Source organism: Halobacterium sp. BOL4-2 (assembly GCF_016917835.2).
Classification (GTDB): Archaea; Halobacteriota; Halobacteria; order Halobacteriales; family Halobacteriaceae; genus Halobacterium; species Halobacterium salinarum.
Window position 1 is genome coordinate 248,280 of the sequence record NZ_CP070332.2, and the last position, 16,901, is coordinate 265,180.

General features: G+C 68.3%; 15 protein-coding genes. 7 read left to right on the forward strand and 8 right to left on the reverse strand.

Annotation, left to right across the window (positions count from 1 at the left end):
* Positions 1-61: 61 nt before the first annotated feature.
* Positions 62-763, forward strand: coding sequence for a hypothetical protein (locus tag JRZ79_RS14455; protein WP_010902206.1), 702 nt, complete (start codon positions 62-64; stop codon positions 761-763).
* 4 nt (positions 764-767) lie between these two features.
* On the opposite strand, the gene JRZ79_RS14460 is transcribed toward JRZ79_RS14455, so the two are convergent.
* From JRZ79_RS14460 to JRZ79_RS14470, 3 genes are read right to left on the reverse strand one after another with little or no spacing between them, the layout of a single operon-like run.
* A complete protein-coding gene (locus JRZ79_RS14460; protein WP_205251445.1) occupies positions 768-1,628 on the reverse strand; it encodes a ScpA family protein in 861 nt (286 codons plus the stop codon).
* Complete coding sequence (smc, locus tag JRZ79_RS14465) at positions 1,621-5,193, reverse strand: chromosome segregation protein SMC (RefSeq protein ID WP_205252418.1); 3,573 nt, start codon at positions 5,191-5,193, stop codon at positions 1,621-1,623. The genes JRZ79_RS14460 and smc overlap by 8 nt, the downstream gene beginning before the upstream one ends.
* Before the next feature lie 21 nt (positions 5,194-5,214).
* Positions 5,215-5,499: a hypothetical protein gene (locus tag JRZ79_RS14470; RefSeq protein WP_205251447.1), complete on the reverse strand. Its 285-nt coding sequence runs from the start codon at positions 5,497-5,499 to the stop codon at positions 5,215-5,217.
* A 129-nt stretch (positions 5,500-5,628) separates the two neighbouring features.
* Here JRZ79_RS14470 and gatB point away from each other — a divergent pair, with 129 nt between their 5' ends.
* Positions 5,629-7,116: an Asp-tRNA(Asn)/Glu-tRNA(Gln) amidotransferase subunit GatB gene (gene gatB / locus JRZ79_RS14475; RefSeq protein WP_010902210.1), complete on the forward strand. Its 1,488-nt coding sequence runs from the start codon at positions 5,629-5,631 to the stop codon at positions 7,114-7,116.
* 45 nt (positions 7,117-7,161) lie between these two features.
* Here the strand turns inward: gatB and JRZ79_RS14480 are convergent, their stop codons facing one another.
* Together JRZ79_RS14480 and JRZ79_RS14485 are read right to left on the reverse strand one after the other, a co-directional pair.
* On the reverse strand, positions 7,162-7,554 hold the full coding sequence (locus JRZ79_RS14480) for a hypothetical protein (RefSeq protein WP_205252419.1): 393 nt from the start codon (positions 7,552-7,554) through the stop codon (positions 7,162-7,164).
* Between the two features lie 58 nt (positions 7,555-7,612).
* A complete protein-coding gene (locus JRZ79_RS14485; RefSeq protein WP_229373391.1) occupies positions 7,613-7,993 on the reverse strand; it encodes a hypothetical protein in 381 nt (126 codons plus the stop codon).
* Positions 7,994-8,215: 222 nt separating this feature from the next.
* Between JRZ79_RS14485 and JRZ79_RS14490 the strand changes: the two genes are divergently transcribed.
* The 4 genes from JRZ79_RS14490 to JRZ79_RS14505 all read left to right on the forward strand — a co-directional run bounded on the left by JRZ79_RS14490 (position 8,216) and on the right by JRZ79_RS14505 (position 13,198).
* Positions 8,216-10,708: a DNA topoisomerase I gene (locus JRZ79_RS14490; protein ID WP_205252420.1), complete on the forward strand. Its 2,493-nt coding sequence runs from the start codon at positions 8,216-8,218 to the stop codon at positions 10,706-10,708.
* Positions 10,709-10,868: 160 nt separating this feature from the next.
* The gene (gene nreA / locus JRZ79_RS14495; protein ID WP_205252756.1) at positions 10,869-12,137 is read left to right on the forward strand and encodes a DNA repair protein NreA; all 1,269 of its coding nucleotides are present in this window, start codon (positions 10,869-10,871) and stop codon (positions 12,135-12,137) included.
* A gap of 33 nt (positions 12,138-12,170) precedes the next feature.
* Positions 12,171-12,389 carry a hypothetical protein gene (locus tag JRZ79_RS14500; RefSeq protein WP_205252421.1) on the forward strand — a complete coding sequence of 73 codons (219 nt, stop codon included), beginning with the start codon at positions 12,171-12,173 and terminating at the stop codon, positions 12,387-12,389.
* A 38-nt stretch (positions 12,390-12,427) separates the two neighbouring features.
* Positions 12,428-13,198 (forward strand): type II CAAX endopeptidase family protein, encoded by a 771-nt coding sequence (locus tag JRZ79_RS14505; protein WP_205251452.1) that lies wholly within the window; start codon positions 12,428-12,430, stop codon positions 13,196-13,198.
* 12 nt (positions 13,199-13,210) lie between these two features.
* On the opposite strand, the gene mpcT is transcribed toward JRZ79_RS14505, so the two are convergent.
* Positions 13,211-15,094, reverse strand: a complete 1,884-nt coding sequence (gene mpcT, locus JRZ79_RS14510; protein WP_205251453.1) for a chemotaxis signal transducer protein MpcT — start codon at positions 15,092-15,094, stop codon at positions 13,211-13,213.
* Positions 15,095-15,174: 80 nt separating this feature from the next.
* On the reverse strand, positions 15,175-15,456 hold the full coding sequence (locus tag JRZ79_RS14515) for a DUF5789 family protein (RefSeq protein ID WP_012289142.1): 282 nt from the start codon (positions 15,454-15,456) through the stop codon (positions 15,175-15,177).
* 90 nt (positions 15,457-15,546) lie between these two features.
* On the opposite strand from JRZ79_RS14515, the gene JRZ79_RS14520 reads away from it, so the two are divergent.
* Positions 15,547-16,449: a hypothetical protein gene (locus tag JRZ79_RS14520; protein ID WP_010902219.1), complete on the forward strand. Its 903-nt coding sequence runs from the start codon at positions 15,547-15,549 to the stop codon at positions 16,447-16,449.
* Positions 16,450-16,487: 38 nt separating this feature from the next.
* Here the strand turns inward: JRZ79_RS14520 and JRZ79_RS14525 are convergent, their stop codons facing one another.
* The gene (locus JRZ79_RS14525) at positions 16,488-16,901 is read right to left on the reverse strand and encodes a DUF5788 family protein (RefSeq protein WP_205251454.1); all 414 of its coding nucleotides are present in this window, start codon (positions 16,899-16,901) and stop codon (positions 16,488-16,490) included.

Here is a 16,901-nt window from a genome sequence, read left to right on the forward strand (position 1 = left end):
CACTAAGATTCGGATCCGTAGACATAAAATGTAAATACGTGAGCCGACTTCGTTAGTGTATATGCAGGGTGACGTGGATGCACAGGCGTTCTCGGCGGAGCTCGCCGAGTTGAAACGCGGCGGCTGTACACTGCTTGTCGCCAGTGACGCGCCCGGCCACGGCACCGCCTGCGAGCGCCTGCTCGGCGCTCCCGAGCTCGACCGCAGCCACGTCTTCCTCTCGACAGCAGTCGACGTTCCGACGATCCTCACGCGCCACCGCCCACGACGCACGGATCCCGGATCGTTCGCCGTCGTCGACGCCACTTCCGACACGCGAAGCACAACCACGACGACCAGCGCCGCCCCCACCGGCCCGACTGCCACCACGGAGTGGTACGAGCGCGCCCCCGATCACCTGGATCTGGAGGCCGTCTACACCACAACCAAGGCCGCCATCGACCGGGTGGCTGCGGACGCCGACGGCCCGGGTGAGCTCCGCGTCTGCCTCGACCGCCTCGACACCTACATCGACGCCACCACCGCCGGCACCATCGCGGAAACCGAGCTGTTCCGGTTCCTACACTTGCTCTGTGGCGCGATCCGGCGCGTCGACGGCATGGGCCACGTCCACGTCTCGGCGTCGGCCGACGACGACGTGCTCGGAACCATCGAGCCGCTGTTCGACGCGACCGTCGAGATCGAAACGACGGCCGGCCAACACGCCCGCCAGCGCTGGCACCTCCACAGCTCCGGCCGGGAGACCGGCTGGTTCCAGCTGTAGCCTCTCACGCCGGCGGCACTGTCGCCGCCTGCGCGGGGAACTCCTCGGTCGCCTGCACCCAGAGGTCGCCGAACAACTCGTCTTGGGCGAGCGTGACCGCGCCCCGGTGTGCGAGAAACAACACCGCCAGAAACGTCTCCACTCGGGACGGCCCGGCAGCCGCGATCTCGGCGTACAACACCTCGTCCCGGCCGGCCTCGTACTGCGCGGCGAGCGCCCCCCGGACGTCGGTGATCGTGGCCTCGATGTCCTCCCCGTGGGCGTTCCCGAGCGTCTCCGCGGTGGTTGGCTCGTCAGCCATCCGGCCCGCGTCACCGCTGCGGTACTCCATCTCATTGACGCCCCGCCGGAACCCCTGTGGGCTGTCGCTGGTGTCGTACTCCCTGGACTCCTTCCACCACGACCCCCGCTCGGCCTCCCGGAGCTCGCGCACGAGCTCGTCCAGCGTCCGTGGGCTGCCCCGCGCCTGCTTGCGGTCCAGGCGCCGCTCCATTTCGGCCTCCAGGGACGCCACCGGATCCGACGCCGGCTGTGCGTCGTCCCCGTCCGGCGGCTCCCAGGGCGCGCGCTCGTCGTCACCGTCGTCGGCGTCCTCGTCGTCGTCGTCGTCCAGCATCGCCTCGCTTTTCATCCGCAACAGCACGCTGGCGTAGAACAGCGCCCGCCCCGACGTCCGCAGATCAGCCTCGTCGAGTGCCGCCAGGAACTTGTCGGTCACCGCGACGATGTCGATGTCCCAGGGCTCGATCTCGCCGCGCTCGGCCAACCGCACCAGCACCGCCACCGGCTCGACCGCATCGCCGTCGGCGTCACTCCGCTCCTCGTGGCCGGGACTGGCCACCGGCACCGCGTCCCGATCAGTCATCCGTGACCGCCCCCTGCGCCGAGAGGTCGATGCCGGTGACGATGCTGCGGTTGTCAGCCTGCATCGTCACCCCGATGGCGCGCTCGGAGCGGTCGAGCATCGCCGACCGATGGCTGACCACGACGAACTGCGCGTCGCCCGCAAGCTCGTCCACGAGCTCGCCGACGCGATCCGCGTTCACCGCGTCGAGGAACGCGTCCACCTCATCCAGCGCGTAGAACGGCGCGGGGGTGTGGCGCTGAATGGCGAAAATGAACGCCAGCGCGGTCAGCGACTTCTCGCCGCCGCTCATCGCGTCCAACCGCTGGACGGGTTTGTCCCCGGGCTGTGCCTTCATCGTCAACCCCCCGTCGAAGGGGTCGTCGGGGGTTTCGAGTTCGAGCCCACCGGTGCCGGCTGACAACCGCGAGAAGATGCGCTGGAAGTGGTCGTTGATCGCCTCGAACGCCGCCATGAACGTCGACTTCTTCTGCTCGTCGTAGCGCGCGATGCGCTCCCGAATCCCGTCGGCCTCCTCGGTGAGCGTCGCTCGCTGCGCCTCCAGGCTATCGAGGGTGTCGGCGACCGACTCGTACTCGTCGATCGCGAGCATGTTCACCGGCTCCAACGCCTCCATGCGCGCGCCGAGGCGCTCGACGTTCTCGGCGACCACGTCGGCGTCCGGAATCTCCGCCGGATCGTACTCCCCGACGGCGTCGTCCAGCTCCGCGACCTCCTCGCTGAGCGTCTGCGCTGCCGCCTGCAGGCGCTCCAGGCGGTGTCGTGCGTCCTCGACCGCGGCCGCCTGCTCGTCGCGGGCGTCTTCGGCCTCACTGAGGTCGGCCTTGCGCTCCTCGCGGTCGCGTTTCAGGTCCGCCAGCTCGGCTTCGAGGTCCTCAACCGCCGCCTCCTTCTCAGCGAGCTCCGCCTGCTTGGCCTCGATGTCGCCGTTCAACGCCTCGATTCGCGCCTGCTCGTCGGCTTTCCGGCTCTCGGCGTCGGCCACGTCAGCCTGGAGGTCCTCGACGGCGTCCTCGGCGTACTCTTTTTCGAGCGTGAGGCTGTTCAGCTCGCCATCGAGCTCGTCGACACGACCCTCTAGGTCCGCGACGGTCGCCTCGATGTCTTCCTTTTCGGCGGTGAGCTCGGGGATCCTCGACTCCGCCAACTCCGCCTCCAACGACTCGATCTCGGCCTCGATGGCTGCGATCGTCTCCTGCTGTGCGTCGATCTCCGCGTCGACGGTCTGCATCTCCGCGTCGACGGCCTCGCGCTCGTCCTGCAGCTCCTCGATGCGCGTTTCGAGGTCCGCGATGCGCTCCACGGCGGCCTCCCGGTCGGCCTCGGCGGCCTCGATGTCGGCCTGGATCGTCCGCACCTGCTCGGTGGCGTCCTGGCGGCGGTCCCGCGCCGAATCCAGGCGCTGGTCGATCTCGCGGACCTCCTGGCGGCAGTCCTCGCGGTCGTCTTCGAGACCCTGGATGCGCTCGGCGACCCGTTCGAGCTGCCCCTTCCCGGATTTCGAAAACGAATACCGCGACCCCGACCGACTCCCCCCGGTCATCGCACCGGATTTCTCGACGAGATCGCCCGCCAGCGTCACGAGCCGGAACTCGCCCATCAGGTCGCGTGCGGTCTCCATGTTCTCCACGACCAGCGTACTCCCCAACACGTACGAGAACACCGGCGCGTACCGCTCGTCGAAGTCCACGAGGTCGTACGCGAAGTCCACCACGCCGGGCATCGCCGGCGCGCTCGGCAGCGACCGCTGCTGCATCTCGGTGATCGGGAGGAACGTCGCGCGGCCGGCGTTGCGCTGCTTGAGGTACTCGATGCAGCGCTGCCCGACGCCGTCGTCGTCCACCACCACGTTCGCCAGCCGCCCGCCCGCAGCCGTCTCGCAGGCGGTCGCGTACTGCTCGCGCACGCCACCCAACTGGCCGACAGTGCCGTGCACGCCGTCCCGGTCGTCGTTCAGCACCGTCGTCACCGCCTTCCCGTACGAGGAATCTCCCGACTGGTCGGCCTGCGCCTCCAGGCGCGCGTACTCCTCTTGGGCCGCCGACAGCTCGTCCTCGACCGCCGCGAGGTCCTCTTGGCGCTGGCGTTTCTCCTGTTTGAGGTCCTCGACCACGTCGACGATCTGCTCGCGGTTCCGCGTTGCCTTCTCCAGTTCGTCCGCGAGCTCGTCCAGCGTGGCGTCCACCTCGGGGAGCTCGGCCCGGGCGTCCTCCAAGTCGGCCTCGGCGTCGGCCAGCTCCTCGCTGCGGCGTTTGGCCTCGTCCAGCAGTCGGTCTTGCTCCCGCTGGTGGTCGTTGCGCTCGCGTTTGGCGTCCTCCAGGGCGGTCTTCTCGTCCGCGAGCGCGGCTTTCAGCTCGTCGAACTCGGTGTCCACGGACTCGATCTCGGCTTCGATGTCGGCGAGCTCGTCGCGGCGCTCCTGGATCTCCGCGGTCACCGACGCCTTCTGGACTTTCACCTCCCTGATGTCGGTCTCAAGGGCGTCGATCCGCTCGCGTTTGCGGTCGATCTCGACGACCGCCTCTCGGCGCTCGGCGTCCGCGTCCTGGACGCGATCCTCGCAGGCCGCGACCGTGTCTTCGAGCCGCGACACCTCGCCTTTGATCTCCTCGATCTCGCGCTTGATCGCGAGCTGTTCGTCCTCACCCTTGCGCTCGATCTCGGCGTTCAACGCCGCCAAATCCGCTTCGATGCGGCCCACGGTGTCGCGGCGCTCGTCCAACTCGGCGGTGAGCCCCTCCAACTCGCGCTCCTGTTCGTCGATGTCCGCCCGCGTCGACGACAGGTCGGCGCGCCTCTCCTCCAACTCGGCGGCCTTGGCGTACCCCTCGTACTCCTGTTTTTCCTCCTGCAGGTCCTGGTATTCGAGGGCGGTCTCGCGCTCGTCGGCGAGGCGGTCGAGGCGGTCGCGCTTCTCGTCGATCTTCAGCTCCGCCTCCCCGATGCGCTCCTCGACGACGTCCAACTCCTCGAACGCGTCGCGCTTCTTCGCGTCGAACTCCGCGACACCCGCGATCTCGTCGATGATCTCGCGGCGCTCGCCGGCGGTCATGTTGATGATGCCAGTGACGTCACCCTGCATCACCACGTTGTATCCCTCCGGGGCGATCCCGGCCTGCGCGAGCAGCTCTTGGATGTCCGCGAGGTTCACCGACCGGTCGTTCAGGTAGTAGTACGAGTAGTGGCTGTCGTCGGTGCGCTTGACGCGGCGCTTGATCGTGATGGTGTCCACGCTGCCGACGTTCTCGGAGCCGGCGGCGGTGGTCACCTGCGACCGGGAGACCACGCCCGCGTCGTTGTTCAACACGACTTCGACGCTGGCCTCCGTCGGCCCCGCGGCTCCATCAGCGCCCTCGTGAGCGGGGTTGTAGATGAGATCAGTGAGCGTTTCGGCGCGCATCCCGGTGGTGCGGGCCAACCCAAGCGCGAACAGTATGGCGTCGATGATGTTCGACTTCCCGGAGCCGTTGGGACCACTGATCGTCGTGAAGTCCTCGTAGAACGGGATTCGGGTGGTCCCTGCGAAGCTCTTGAAGTTCTCAACGACGAGTTCCTCTATGTACATGTGCAAAGGGGGCGGCCAGCCTCAAGCGACGATGATGTCGTCGAGCCCGGAGTCGTCGGTGTCGTCGGTGGCGGCGTCGTCCTCGGTGTCGTCGGCGTCCGTCCCGTCGGCTGGCTGGTCGTCGGCCGGCTCGATGGCGGACTGGTCGCGGGCCTGCCTGAGCGCGTCGGTTGACGGTGGCTGGTCGAGTTCGGCTTCGAGCGCCCGGATGCGTTCGCCCGCATCGACCAGCTCCTCGGTGAGGCCGCGCACGGTCGCTTCCAGTTCAGCGACTCGGTCTTCGAGGTCGGTGGCGTCGTCGCTCATATCCTGGGAACCGGCCTCGATACGTAAAAGGATGTATCGGACGTGCGTCAGACACCTATTAGAGATTCGACTGGTTGTGGGTTCGGGGCTTCGTTACTCCTAAGCGGACGCACCGAGAATCCGTTGGTAATGAGTGCGCAGGCAGCCGAACGGGATCTCACGGCCATCATCGGGCTGGAGGTCCACGTGCAACTGGAGACGGACACCAAGATCTTCTGTGGGTGTTCGACGGACACCGACGACGCAGACCCGAACACGCACACCTGTCCGGTCTGCCTCGGGCTTCCGGGGGCGCTCCCGACACTGAACGAGGGGGCCGTCGAAGCCGCCGTGAAACTCGGGAAAGCGATCGACGCCGACATCCCCGAGCGAACGCGCTTCCACCGGAAGAACTACTTCTACCCCGACCTCCCCAAGGGGTTCCAGATCACGCAGTACGACGCCCCGATCTGCCAGGACGGCGAACTCGAGGTCGGCACCGCCGACGACCGGCGCGCCATCGGCATCGAGCGCGCGCACCTCGAAGAGGACCCCGGCAGCCTCCAGCACGTCGGCGGCAGCATCGAGGACGCCGACTACACGCTCGTGGACTACAACCGCGCCGGCACGCCCCTGATGGAGATCGTCACCCGGCCGGACTTCCGGGCCGCCGAGGAAGTCCGGTCGTTCCTCGCGAAGCTCACGTCGGTCCTGGAGTACCTCGGCGTCTTCGACGCCGAACGCGACGGCAGCCTGCGCGTCGACGCCAACATCTCGATGGTGGACAGCGCGGAACTCGCCGGCGAGGGCGGTCCCAGCGACGACGTGCTCGAAGCCGCGAACCGGACCGAAGTGAAAAACATCTCCAGTCACCGCGCCGCCCAGAAGGCGCTTGCCTACGAGACCACGCGCCAGCGCAACCAGCTCGAACGCGGGATGGCGGTCGCCCAGGAGACCCGCCACTGGGACGAGGCCCGCGGCGTCACCGTCTCGATGCGCTCCAAGGAGGAGGAGAAAGATTACCGGTACTTCCGGGAGGCCGACATCCCGCCCCTGGAGGTCTCTGACTGGAAAGACGAGATCCCGATCCCGGAGCTGCCGGACGCGCGCCGCGAGCGCTTCCGGACCGAGTACGGGGTCGGCGACGAGACGGCGTCGAAGCTCACCTCCCGGAAAGCCGTCGCGGACCTCTTCGAGGAACTCGCCGACGAGTACGACGCCGCCCTCGCCGCGACCTGGGTCGCGGACAACGTTCTGGGCGAGCTCAACTACCGCGACCTCTCGCTGGACGACGTGGCCGACCGCGACGACGAGTTCGAACGCCTCGTCGAGCTCGTCGCCGAGGACGAGATCACGGCGAAGAACGCCGAGGAAGTCGTGCTGCGCACGATGCTCGACGAGGACCGAGCCCCGGACGAGATCGTCGATGCCGAGGGACTCGGGAAGACCTCGGGGGACGCGGTCGCGGACGCCGTCGCCGAGGCCATCGCGGAGAACCCCGACGCCGTCGCGGACTACCATGACGGCGAGGGCGACGCCTTGAACTTCCTCGTCGGACAGGTGATGGCGAAGACCGGCGGCAGCGCCGACCCCGGCCAGGTCAACGAACTGCTGCGCGACGAACTGGCGCAGGCGTAACCCTCGCCGCGACCTCTCATCGCTCGCCTTCGCCGCCGCTGGCGGCTACGATCCTGCGTCCGTCCGGTCGGACCCGACGACTGCTGGCCGCACACCAGTGCCGACACCGAGAGCGACACTGAGGCAGCCGGCGAGCAGCCAGCCGGTGCCGGTCCCCGCCGCCAGCGTGGCTCCAAACCCGGTTTTGGTGTATCCGGAGATGAGCATGACCACGCCGAGTGTGGTGTACCCCGCACCCGCGAGCCAGTGTTCGTCGACGAACTCGGGGCGTCTCTCCGGGGTGCCAGCGAGGACGAACGCGACGCCGGCCGCGACGAGCAGCCCCGACTGTTCGGTGAGTCCGGCTGGGTGGCCCGAGACGGCCGACACCGCGAGCAGCCCGCTCCCGAGACACACCAGGAACGCCCCGAACACCGGTGTCGCTTCGCTCCACGTCACGGTGGCGACGACAGCCGGCGTCGGGATAACTCTGCTGTGCCTCTGGACCCGACCGACATCACTCGGGGAAGCCGTCCGACCCGAGGCCGAAGTCGCCCGGCCGGAAGACGTACGCCAGCCCGACGAACGCAAGGCTTGCGCCGCCCAGCCCGACGGCGATGGCGTACGCGAGCTCGGCGTCGGTTCCGGTGTCACCCAGCTTGGAGACGACCAGCCACGCGCCGAGTACGGCGTTCCCCGCGCCGAGCAGTCGGTGGGGACCGACGCGGTCACGGAGCGCGCTCGGCGTCCCGGAGAGTATCATGAGCACACCGGCGGCGATGAGAAGCACGGCTTCTGCGGCGAGCCAGCTCGGCGGCGGGTACGAGAGGGCGACGACACACGCCCCGAGCACGGCGAGTACGAGCCCGAGAACGCGAGCGTACTGGTAGCGGTTCATACGCGTGGTGAGACAACCCATGGGGGTAGTTCTTTCGTGCGATCGCAGGCGCTGCGAGCGGCCGCGCGAGCACTCGCCTGCGCACCCACGGCCACCCGGCATCGCGAACGCCCGAGCGCGCCTTGTCCCGACGCTTGCCTGCGGTTCTCGCGTACGAAATCTTTACCCGGAGTCCCAGCGTACAGTCCCCAACGACACCCGCAGGGGTGGAGGTAGCACACCGTGGAACTCATCGTCACAGAGAAGAACAACGCCGCGCGGCGCATCGCCGACATCCTCTCCGAGGGAGGGGCGTCGACGACACAGACCGCGGGCGTGAACGTCTACGAGTGGGGTGGCCGGCGCTGCATCGGGCTGTCCGGCCACGTCGTCGGGGTTGATTTCCCGCCGGAGTACAACGACTGGCGGGACGTCGAGCCCGCGGAACTGATCCACGCCGACGTGGTGAAAGACCCGACCCAGGAGGACATCGTGAACGCGCTCCAGCGGCTCGCTCGGGAGGCCGACGACGTGGTCATCGCGACCGACTACGACCGCGAGGGCGAGCTCATCGGGAAGGAGGCCTACGAGCTCGTCCGCGAGGTGAACGAGCAGGCACCGGTCAACCGCGTGCGGTTCTCCTCGATCACGGACACCGAGGTGCGGTCGGCGTTCGCGGACCCCGATGACATCGACTTCGACCTCGCGGCCGCCGGCGAAGCCCGCCAGATCGTCGACCTGATGTGGGGGGCGTCGCTGACCCGGTTCCTGTCGCTGTCGGCGGGCCAGATGGGCGAGGACTTCATCTCCGTGGGCCGGGTGCAGTCGCCCACGCTGAAGCTCATCGTGGACAAGGAACGCGAGATCGAGGCGTTCGACCCCGACGACTACTGGGAGCTGTTCGCGGACCTCCGGAAAGACCAGACGACCTTCGAGGCGCAGTACTTCTACGAGGACCCCGCGGACGGCACCGAGGCCGAGCGCGTCTGGAACGAGGGCGACGCCGACGCCGCGTTCGACGCCCTCCGGCAGGCCGGCGAGGCGGTCGTCGACTCCGTCTCCCGCCGGACTCGCACCGACGATCCGCCCGCGCCGTTCAATACCACGCAGTTCATCCGCGCCGCGGGCTCGCTTGGCTACTCGGCGGGCCGTGCGATGAGCATCGCCGAGGACCTCTACACCGCGGGCTACATCACGTACCCCCGCACCGACAACACCGTCTACCCCGACGACCTCGACGAGCGCGACCTGTTGGAAGCCTTCCAGCAGACGGTGTTCGGCGACGACGCCGATTCGCTGCTCGACCAGGACCGCCTCTCGCCGACCAGCGGCGACGAGGAGACCACCGACCACCCGCCGATCCATCCGACAACGGACTTCCCCGACCGCAATCAGCTCTCCGAGGACGAATGGGCGGTCTACGAACTCGTCGTGCGGCGGTTCTTCGCGACGGTCGCCGCGCCCGCCGAGTGGGCGCATCTCCGCGTCACCGCGGACGCCGACGGCGAGTCCCTGAAGGCCAACGGGAAACGCCTCGTCGAGTCGGGCTACCACGCGGTCTACCCGTACTACGACAGCTCCGAGAACCACGTGCCGCCCGTCGAGGAGGGCGACACGCTCGCCATCACCGACGCCCGACTGGACGCCAAACAGACCCAGCCACCGCGCCGGTACGGGCAGAGTCGGCTCATCGAGACGATGGAGTCGATGGACATCGGGACGAAGTCCACGCGGCACAACACCATCGAGAAGCTCTACGACCGCGGCTACATCGAGAACGACCCCCCGCGGCCGACGACGCTCGCGGAGGCGGTCGTGGAGGCCGCCGAGGACTACGCCGATGTCGTGGTCAGCGAGGAGATGACCAGCCAACTGGAGGCGGACATGACCGCCATCGCCGACGGCGAAACGACACTCGACGACGTGACCACGGAGTCCCGGGAGATGCTCGACCGGGTGTTCGACGAACTCACCGCCTCCCGGGCTGAGATCGGCGACCACCTCCGCACGTCACTGAAGGCCGACAAATCACTCGGCCCCTGTCCGGAGTGTGGCGACACGCTGTTGCTCCGGCAGTCCCGCACCGGATCGCATTTCGTGGGCTGCGATGGCTACCCGGAGTGCCAGTTCACACTCCCGCTGCCGTCGACCGGCGACCCACTCGTCATGGACGCCGTCTGTGAGGACCACGACCTCCACGACGTGAAGATGCTCGCCGGCCGGAACACGTTCGTCCACGGCTGCCCGCTGTGCGCGGCCGAGGCGGCCGACGAGTCCGAGGACCGACTCATCGGGCCGTGTCCGGACTGCGGCGAACCCCACGGCGGCGAACTCGCCATCAAGCAGCTCCAGTCGGGCAGCCGGCTCGTCGGCTGCGACCGCTACCCGGACTGCGAGTACTCGCTGCCGCTGCCCCGACGCGGCGACATCGAGGTCACGGAGACGTACTGCGACGAGCACGACCTCCCCGAACTCGTCGTCCACGACGGCGAGGACGACGACGACCCCTGGGAGCTCGGCTGCCCCATCTGCAACTACGAGGAGTACCAGGCCCGCCAGCGCCAGCAGGGACTCGAAGCACTGGACGGCGTCGGTCCGAAAACCGCTGCAAAACTCGAATCGGCCGGGGTCGAGGACGTCGGCGCGCTCGCCGACGCCGACCCGGAGGGGATCGCCGACGCGGTCTCGGGGGTCAGTGCCGACACGATCCGAGAGTGGCAAGCGCAGGCGGACTGACAGCCGCCCGCTCGATCCGGGCCGCCAAGCGTGTGACATACGACACGGATTGCGTGTCGTATCGTCGCCTACGTGCCCCCGTGATGGGTGTGTTCTGGTTGCGGCGGAACGGGCCGCCAGTAGCGCCGCGGTCAAGTGAATGGCCACACTACGGTCGGGCGTGCACCTCGACGAGTACATCGACGACCTCCAGCCGGACAGCGAGCACCAGCGCCGCCAGCAACTCGCTGCCGAGAAATCCTACGAGATCCTGGACTTCGTCGCGGACGTCGAACAGGGCGTCACCGAGGCGCTGCAGGGCGACACCCTCGTTGGGGCGACCGCGCCGTCGGTGTTCGTCGGGCGGTCGGCGTACCCGGACGTCTCGGCGGGCATCCTCTCGCCGGTCGCCGGGGACGCCGACCCCGCGGAGTTCGCGACGAGCGGCGAGTGGTACCAGCAGGGCCTCGGCATCGACAACGTCCTCCAGTACCGGACGGGCCTGCTGAACTCCCGTCGGGCGGCGAACGTGAACGTCGACGACGTTTGGGACGGCTTCGTCGGCACGCAGCGCGAAGTCGCGATGGCCGACCGGCCGGTGGACGTCGAAATCGGGCTGTCGGACGCCCCGACGTTCGACCGCGAGGAGTACACGAGCCCGGCGGCGAACGCGCCGTCGGGGCCGAACGCAAGCGCCGAATCCGCCGCCCTCGGGGAGAACCCCCACGTGCCGCGGTACGTGGAGAAAACCCTCGCCGACGACGACTGGGCGGCCGAGGGCGCGATGACGTACCTCTACCGGCGGGGGTTAGACGTCTACCAGATCAACCGCGTGCTCTCGGTGGGCGCGCTCGGGCAGGGCCACCACCGCCGCCTCGTCCCCACGCGGTGGTCGATCACGGCCGTCGACGACACGGTCGGCCAGTACCTCCGCGGAACGATCCGGGACGCACCAAGCGTCGATGAGGTCACCGTCCACGTCAACGAGTACATGGGGAACCGCTACTGGGTGGTGCTGGCGCCCGGTCGCTGGGAGCACGAACTCGTGGAGATGAAAGCCCCGGGCAGCATCTGGAACCCGGATCCGGGTGGGGACCTCTGGATGGCGGCCGCCAGCGAGGGCTACGAGGGCCGGACCGGCTACGTCGACGAGACGGCGGGCGCGTACTACGCCGCCCGCCTCGGCGTCCTTGAACACCTCTCGGACATCGGCCGGCAGGCGAAGGCGCTGGTGCTCCGGGAGGTCAGCGACGACTACTGGGCACCCGTCGGCGTCTGGCAGGTCCGGGAGAGCGTCCGCAACGCCTTCGACGGCCAGCCGGGCGAGGCCGAGACCTTCCACGGCGCGGTCGCGGAGATCAGCGACCACCTCCCGGTCTCGCTGGCCGCCCTCCGCCGCAAGTCCGACATGGTTGCCGGCGTCCAAAGCGCGCTCTCGGAGTTCGCCTAACCTTTATCTAGTTCCCTGTCCATCGCTGACCACATGGTCCCCCCAGTGTTCATCGGTAGTGTCCCGAGTGGCATGGAGCTCGCAGTCATGGCCTTCCTCCTGATTCTGATCGCAGCAGTCGCCTACGGCACCGTTTGGGTCGTCCGCGCCGTTTCGGATCGTGGGGGCAGCGACCTCGAAGCCCGCGTCGAGCACCTCGAAGGAGAGGTCGCGGCGCTGCGCGAGGACCGCCGCAATCGCGAGGAGCCGTAGCACTGGGGTTTTTTGAGCACCGCCGCCAACGCTGGTGCATGACCTCGGCCACTTCGTATCGTCCACAGCTTCGGGCGGTCGGGATTGCGGTCCTCCTCACTATCGTCGCCATCGCCCTCGGATCGATCCTAGCGGTCTCACTCTTGATCGGATACATGCGGCTCACCCCGGCAGCCACGGGGAACGTCGGCCCGATCGTCGAGATCGGCGTCTCCCTGATCGCACTCCAAGGGCTGTCGTTCCCGCTGGTCGCGTGGGCGTACCTCCGGTGGCGGGGTGACGGCTGGTCGCTGCTGAACGTCTCGGTGCCGTCACTGCGCGACATCGGCTACGCCCTCGGCGGGTTCTTGGCGTCGTTCACGGGTCTGTTCATCATCAGCATCGTGCTCACCGCGCTCTCCGTCGAGACGGCGCCGAACTCCGTCGGCGAAACGGCAGCCCAAAACCCCGGCATCATCCCCCTCCTCGTGGTCTGCCAGTTCCTGCTCGTCGGCCCCGGCGAGGAGCTGCTGTTCCGCGGCATCATTCAGGGCTCGCTGCGCGAGCGGTTCAGCGCCGGGCCGGCGATCCTGCTGGCGTCGATGATGTTCGCACCGATACACATCCTTGCGCTCTCCGGTGGCCTCCCGGCGGCGGCCGCCACGATCGCCATCCTGTTCGTGCCGAGCATCGTCTTCGGCGTGCTCTACGAGAAAACCGGCAACCTCGCTGTCCCCGCACTCACACACGGCCTCTACAACGGCACTCTGTTCGGGCTGACCTACCTCTCGACCACTGTCGACGCACCCGAACTCATCCACCTCTTCTGACTGGCGGGGCCGCTACTGGCTGTCCGCCCACGTGAACGACGACCTGTCGTCCGCCCAGCCGCCGTCGCTGACGGCGACCGACTCGCCACCCGAATCCGGAACCCCCTCCTCGTCCTCGGCGTCGCTCGCCGGCTGTGGCTGGTCAACAACGGCGGCAGCCGGCTCGTCGTCCGCCGCCGGAGGCTGTGCAGTCGGGCTGTCATCAGCCACCGACTGGTCGGCCGTGCCCGCGTCCGCAGGCACCGTGAAGTCATCCAGCATCCCCGCCAGCGCCGCGGTCTGCTCGGCCAGCTCGTCCATCTGGTCGGCGACCTCGTCGGTGGCGTCCGTCTGCTCGGCGGCGTTGTCCGCCACCGTATCCGACTCGGCGGCCGTCTCCTCGCTGACCGACGCGACCTCCTCGACCATCCCCACGACATCAGTGACCGACTGCGCGCCCTGGTCGGTGGCGTCCGAAATCTCCTGGACTGCGTGGTTGACGTTCGCCACCTCGTCGACGATCGCCTCGAAATCCCGCAACACGCCCTCCGCTTTCGTGATCTTGCGCTCGACCTCGGCGTCGACCTCCCCGATGGCGATCGAGGCGTCTTCGGCCTTCTCGGTCACGGCATCGACGATCTCGGAGATGTCGGCCGCCTGCTCGCGGGTCTCCTCGGCGAGGTCCTTGACCTCGTCGGCGACGACCGCGAACCCGTCGCCGTCGGAGCCAGTGCGGGCGGCCTCGATGGAGGCGTTCAACGCCAGCATGTTCGTCTCCTCGGCGATGTCCTCGATGAGCGCCGTGATGCCGTCGATGCGTTCGACCTCCGCAGCCAGTGACTCGACGGTCTCCGCGACGGCCTGGCTCTGCTCGCGCAGCGCGCGCAACGCCTCGATGGTCTCCTCGACCTCGCCGCGGCCGTCCTCGCCGCGGTCCGCCGCCGCCTGCGCGGTCTTCGCCACGTCGTTGGCGCTGGCCGCGATCTCCTCGACGGTCGCGGAGACGGTGTCCATCTCGGCGGCGATGTTGTTCAACTGGTTGGTCTGCTGGTTCGCGCCGTCCGCGATCTCGGTGACGCTCTCGCTCACGGCCGCGCTCCTGTCCGCCACCGCGTCGACGCGCTCGTCGGTCGTCCGTGACACCGCAAGCACCGCGTCCGAGAACGACTGGATGTCACTGATGGTGTCCGCAAGCGTTTCCAGCAACTGGTTGAAGTCCTCAACCGCCGCCCGATGGTCGTCGGTGACGTCCAGCGCGGCCGCGTCCACGGTCGCGGTCAAGTCCCCGGCGCGCGCGGCGTCGGTCGCCTCCGACAGCGCATCCACCAGCGCCCGCAGCTGCTCGGATTGGCGCTCTAGTTCCGCCTGCTGGTGTTCCAACTCGGCGGTTTTATCCTCCAGTTCTGCGGTGTACGCTTCGAGGCTGTCGGCCATCTCCGTGATGCTCTCCCCGAACGCCCCCGGCACCGACTCGTCGAGTGCGGGGTCGTCGAACGCCTGGCGCGCCAGTGCGTCGGCCTGCCGGGAGGCCACTTCGAGGTTCGACTGCATCCCATCGAAGGACGCGACCAGGCTCGCGATCTCGTCGTCGCGCTTCGAGGACGGGATGTCCGCGCGCTCGAACTCCCCGGCCGCGATGTCGTCGGCGGCGTCCTCCAGGGCAACCAGGGGCTCCACGAAGTCCGCCTCGGCGATGAGGTAGGTGTTGTAGAACGCCACGACGGACAACGCGAGCATCCCACCGACACCGATCAGTTGCACGGTGCCGGCGGTGAACACGGTCAGGAACGCCATCCCGCCGGCTGCGAGGAACTGCAGCCCAACGGCGGTCAGCATCTTCCGCTCGACGCTGCCGGTCGCCCCCACCACGTCCATCGACCACCACAGCGAGCGCTTGTATGCCTGTGTTATGTTCATGCCTAATCGTCTATGTCCCCCGACAAAATGGTTATCCTGTGGTTCCCGTGGGGTGGGAACCAGCGTCCCGTCTCGTGCCGTTACTCAGTCGGCACCGGGCCGGCACCCATCGCGGCACGCACGTCGCGCTCGAACTCGCGGCGCGTCTCGAAATACGGCGTCGATACGTCTTCGAGCACGGCGTCCAGATCCCGGGGACCGTCGGGCGTCCGAACCACCGTGTCTCCCTCCTTACGGACGACCTCGCTCTTCTGGAGCGCCCACGTCAGCCGGGACGCCACGCGCGCGATCGGTGCCCCAGCGACGCGCGCCCCCTCCCCGAGTTCGACGGCGGGTGCGTCCTCGTCGTTGTCATCGCTCATGTCCGCGGCTTCGGGAGGCCTCGGATTCAAGCTTTCGAAGCGGGCCGCGTCTGACGTAGTGTTTTTACCTTGCGACGACAAGGCGAATGCATGACGAGCCTCGGGGAAGCGTACGACAGCCGTGGCGGCGAAGCGAGCACCCGCCGGGTGTATCTCGGCATGGGACTGTTCGCTGCGGGCGCGCTGCTCGTGGCCGGAGGAATCCTCGCGGGCGCGACCGAACTCCTGTTATCGCGGGGGTTCGGAACCTATGAGAGCCGTGAGATCGCGGGCGTGCTCGGCGGGCTCGGCATCCCCGCCGTCTTCGTGGGGATCTTCACGGTGTTGCCCGCCAACCGCCTCCAGCGCGCGGCCGCCGCTCTCGGCTCCGGGCTGACCGTTCTCGGCGTGATGCTGTTCCGCATCGCCTACCCCTACAAGTGGTACGACGCCGGGGCCGCCAGCACCGAGACGCTGGCGTTCATCGTCGTCTACGCGGCCGGCATCATCACCACCTTCTGGTGTCTGTTCACCGCGGTCGCGACGTTCAAAACCCGCAACGATCCGGGCGGCACCGTGACCATGACCGTCGAACAGAACGGCGAAACGCGCACCGTCGAGGTGCCAACGACGGACGTCGAAACCGCCCGGGAAGCCCTCGACGCCGAGGGGTTCGGCGGGGTCGGCGTGTTCGGCGGCGTCGAAGACCCCGCCCAGGAGACCCGCGCCAACGCCTCCGAGCCGAAACCCAGCGCGCAGTCGACCCCGCGCTCGCAACCCTCCCCGCCCGGGGGAGCGTCGGTCTCTGACGGCGGCGCGACCGAGACCGACATCTCCTCGCCGCTCGACGGCTCGGACTCCCGTGACGGTCCGGGGCCGGACGAATACTGTGGCAACTGCACGCACTTCGACTACGTCGACACGGAGGACGGCATGCAGCCGTACTGTGGCCTCTACGACGAGCGCATGGACGACATGGAGGCCTGCGAGTGGTGGGAGCAAAACAGCGACTGACAGCCCCCCGTGGGGGCGGCCCGAGAACGCCACACCGTTCAGGAGTTGCCGAGCGCTGACTGAACGAACGACACCCAGCGCTTCTTGTCGGCGGTCTCCCGGGCGCGCTCCTCGGCCTCGATGTTCGTCTCCCCCAGTGACTCCAGGGCGTGCAACGCCCTGTCGATCCCGATGATCACGTCGGCCTCCCGGTCGCCGGTCTCGTAGCCGATGTCGCCGTCTTCGATCCGCTCGCGGCGCTGCTTGCGCTCGCGGCGCAGCGACTGTTTCGCGTGCTCGACCTCCGTCTCCAGGTCGTCGGGGATGGTGTCGTGGCGTTTCACGTCGAAGACGAACGACGCCAACTCGATCGTCTCTCCCTGTACCTCGACCTCGTCGGGGATCGAGGTGCCCACCGTCGCTGTCTCCTTGTCGATCCGCGCCAGCAGTTGTTTCCGCTCTGATTCGCGCAT

Excerpts from the sequence above, each read along its gene's own strand:
- JRZ79_RS14485 (WP_229373391.1), bottom strand. The coding sequence starts at position 7,993 with ATGAACCGCTACCAGTACGCTCGCGTTCTCGGGCTCGTACTCGCCGTG.
- JRZ79_RS14525 (WP_205251454.1), bottom strand. The coding sequence starts at position 16,901 with ATGCGCGAATCAGAGCGGAAACAACTGCTGGCGCGGATCGACAAGGAG.
- JRZ79_RS14505 (WP_205251452.1), top strand. The coding sequence starts at position 12,428 with ATGACCTCGGCCACTTCGTATCGTCCACAGCTTCGGGCGGTCGGGATT.
- JRZ79_RS14460 (WP_205251445.1), bottom strand. The coding sequence starts at position 1,628 with ATGACTGATCGGGACGCGGTGCCGGTGGCCAGTCCCGGCCACGAGGAG.
- mpcT (WP_205251453.1), bottom strand. The coding sequence starts at position 15,094 with ATGAACATAACACAGGCATACAAGCGCTCGCTGTGGTGGTCGATGGAC.
- JRZ79_RS14500 (WP_205252421.1), top strand. The coding sequence starts at position 12,171 with ATGGTCCCCCCAGTGTTCATCGGTAGTGTCCCGAGTGGCATGGAGCTC.
- gatB (WP_010902210.1), top strand. The coding sequence starts at position 5,629 with ATGAGTGCGCAGGCAGCCGAACGGGATCTCACGGCCATCATCGGGCTG.
- JRZ79_RS14470 (WP_205251447.1), bottom strand. The coding sequence starts at position 5,499 with ATGAGCGACGACGCCACCGACCTCGAAGACCGAGTCGCTGAACTGGAA.
- smc (WP_205252418.1), bottom strand. The coding sequence starts at position 5,193 with ATGTACATAGAGGAACTCGTCGTTGAGAACTTCAAGAGCTTCGCAGGG.
- JRZ79_RS14455 (WP_010902206.1), top strand. The coding sequence starts at position 62 with ATGCAGGGTGACGTGGATGCACAGGCGTTCTCGGCGGAGCTCGCCGAG.
- JRZ79_RS14520 (WP_010902219.1), top strand. The coding sequence starts at position 15,547 with ATGACGAGCCTCGGGGAAGCGTACGACAGCCGTGGCGGCGAAGCGAGC.
- JRZ79_RS14515 (WP_012289142.1), bottom strand. The coding sequence starts at position 15,456 with ATGAGCGATGACAACGACGAGGACGCACCCGCCGTCGAACTCGGGGAG.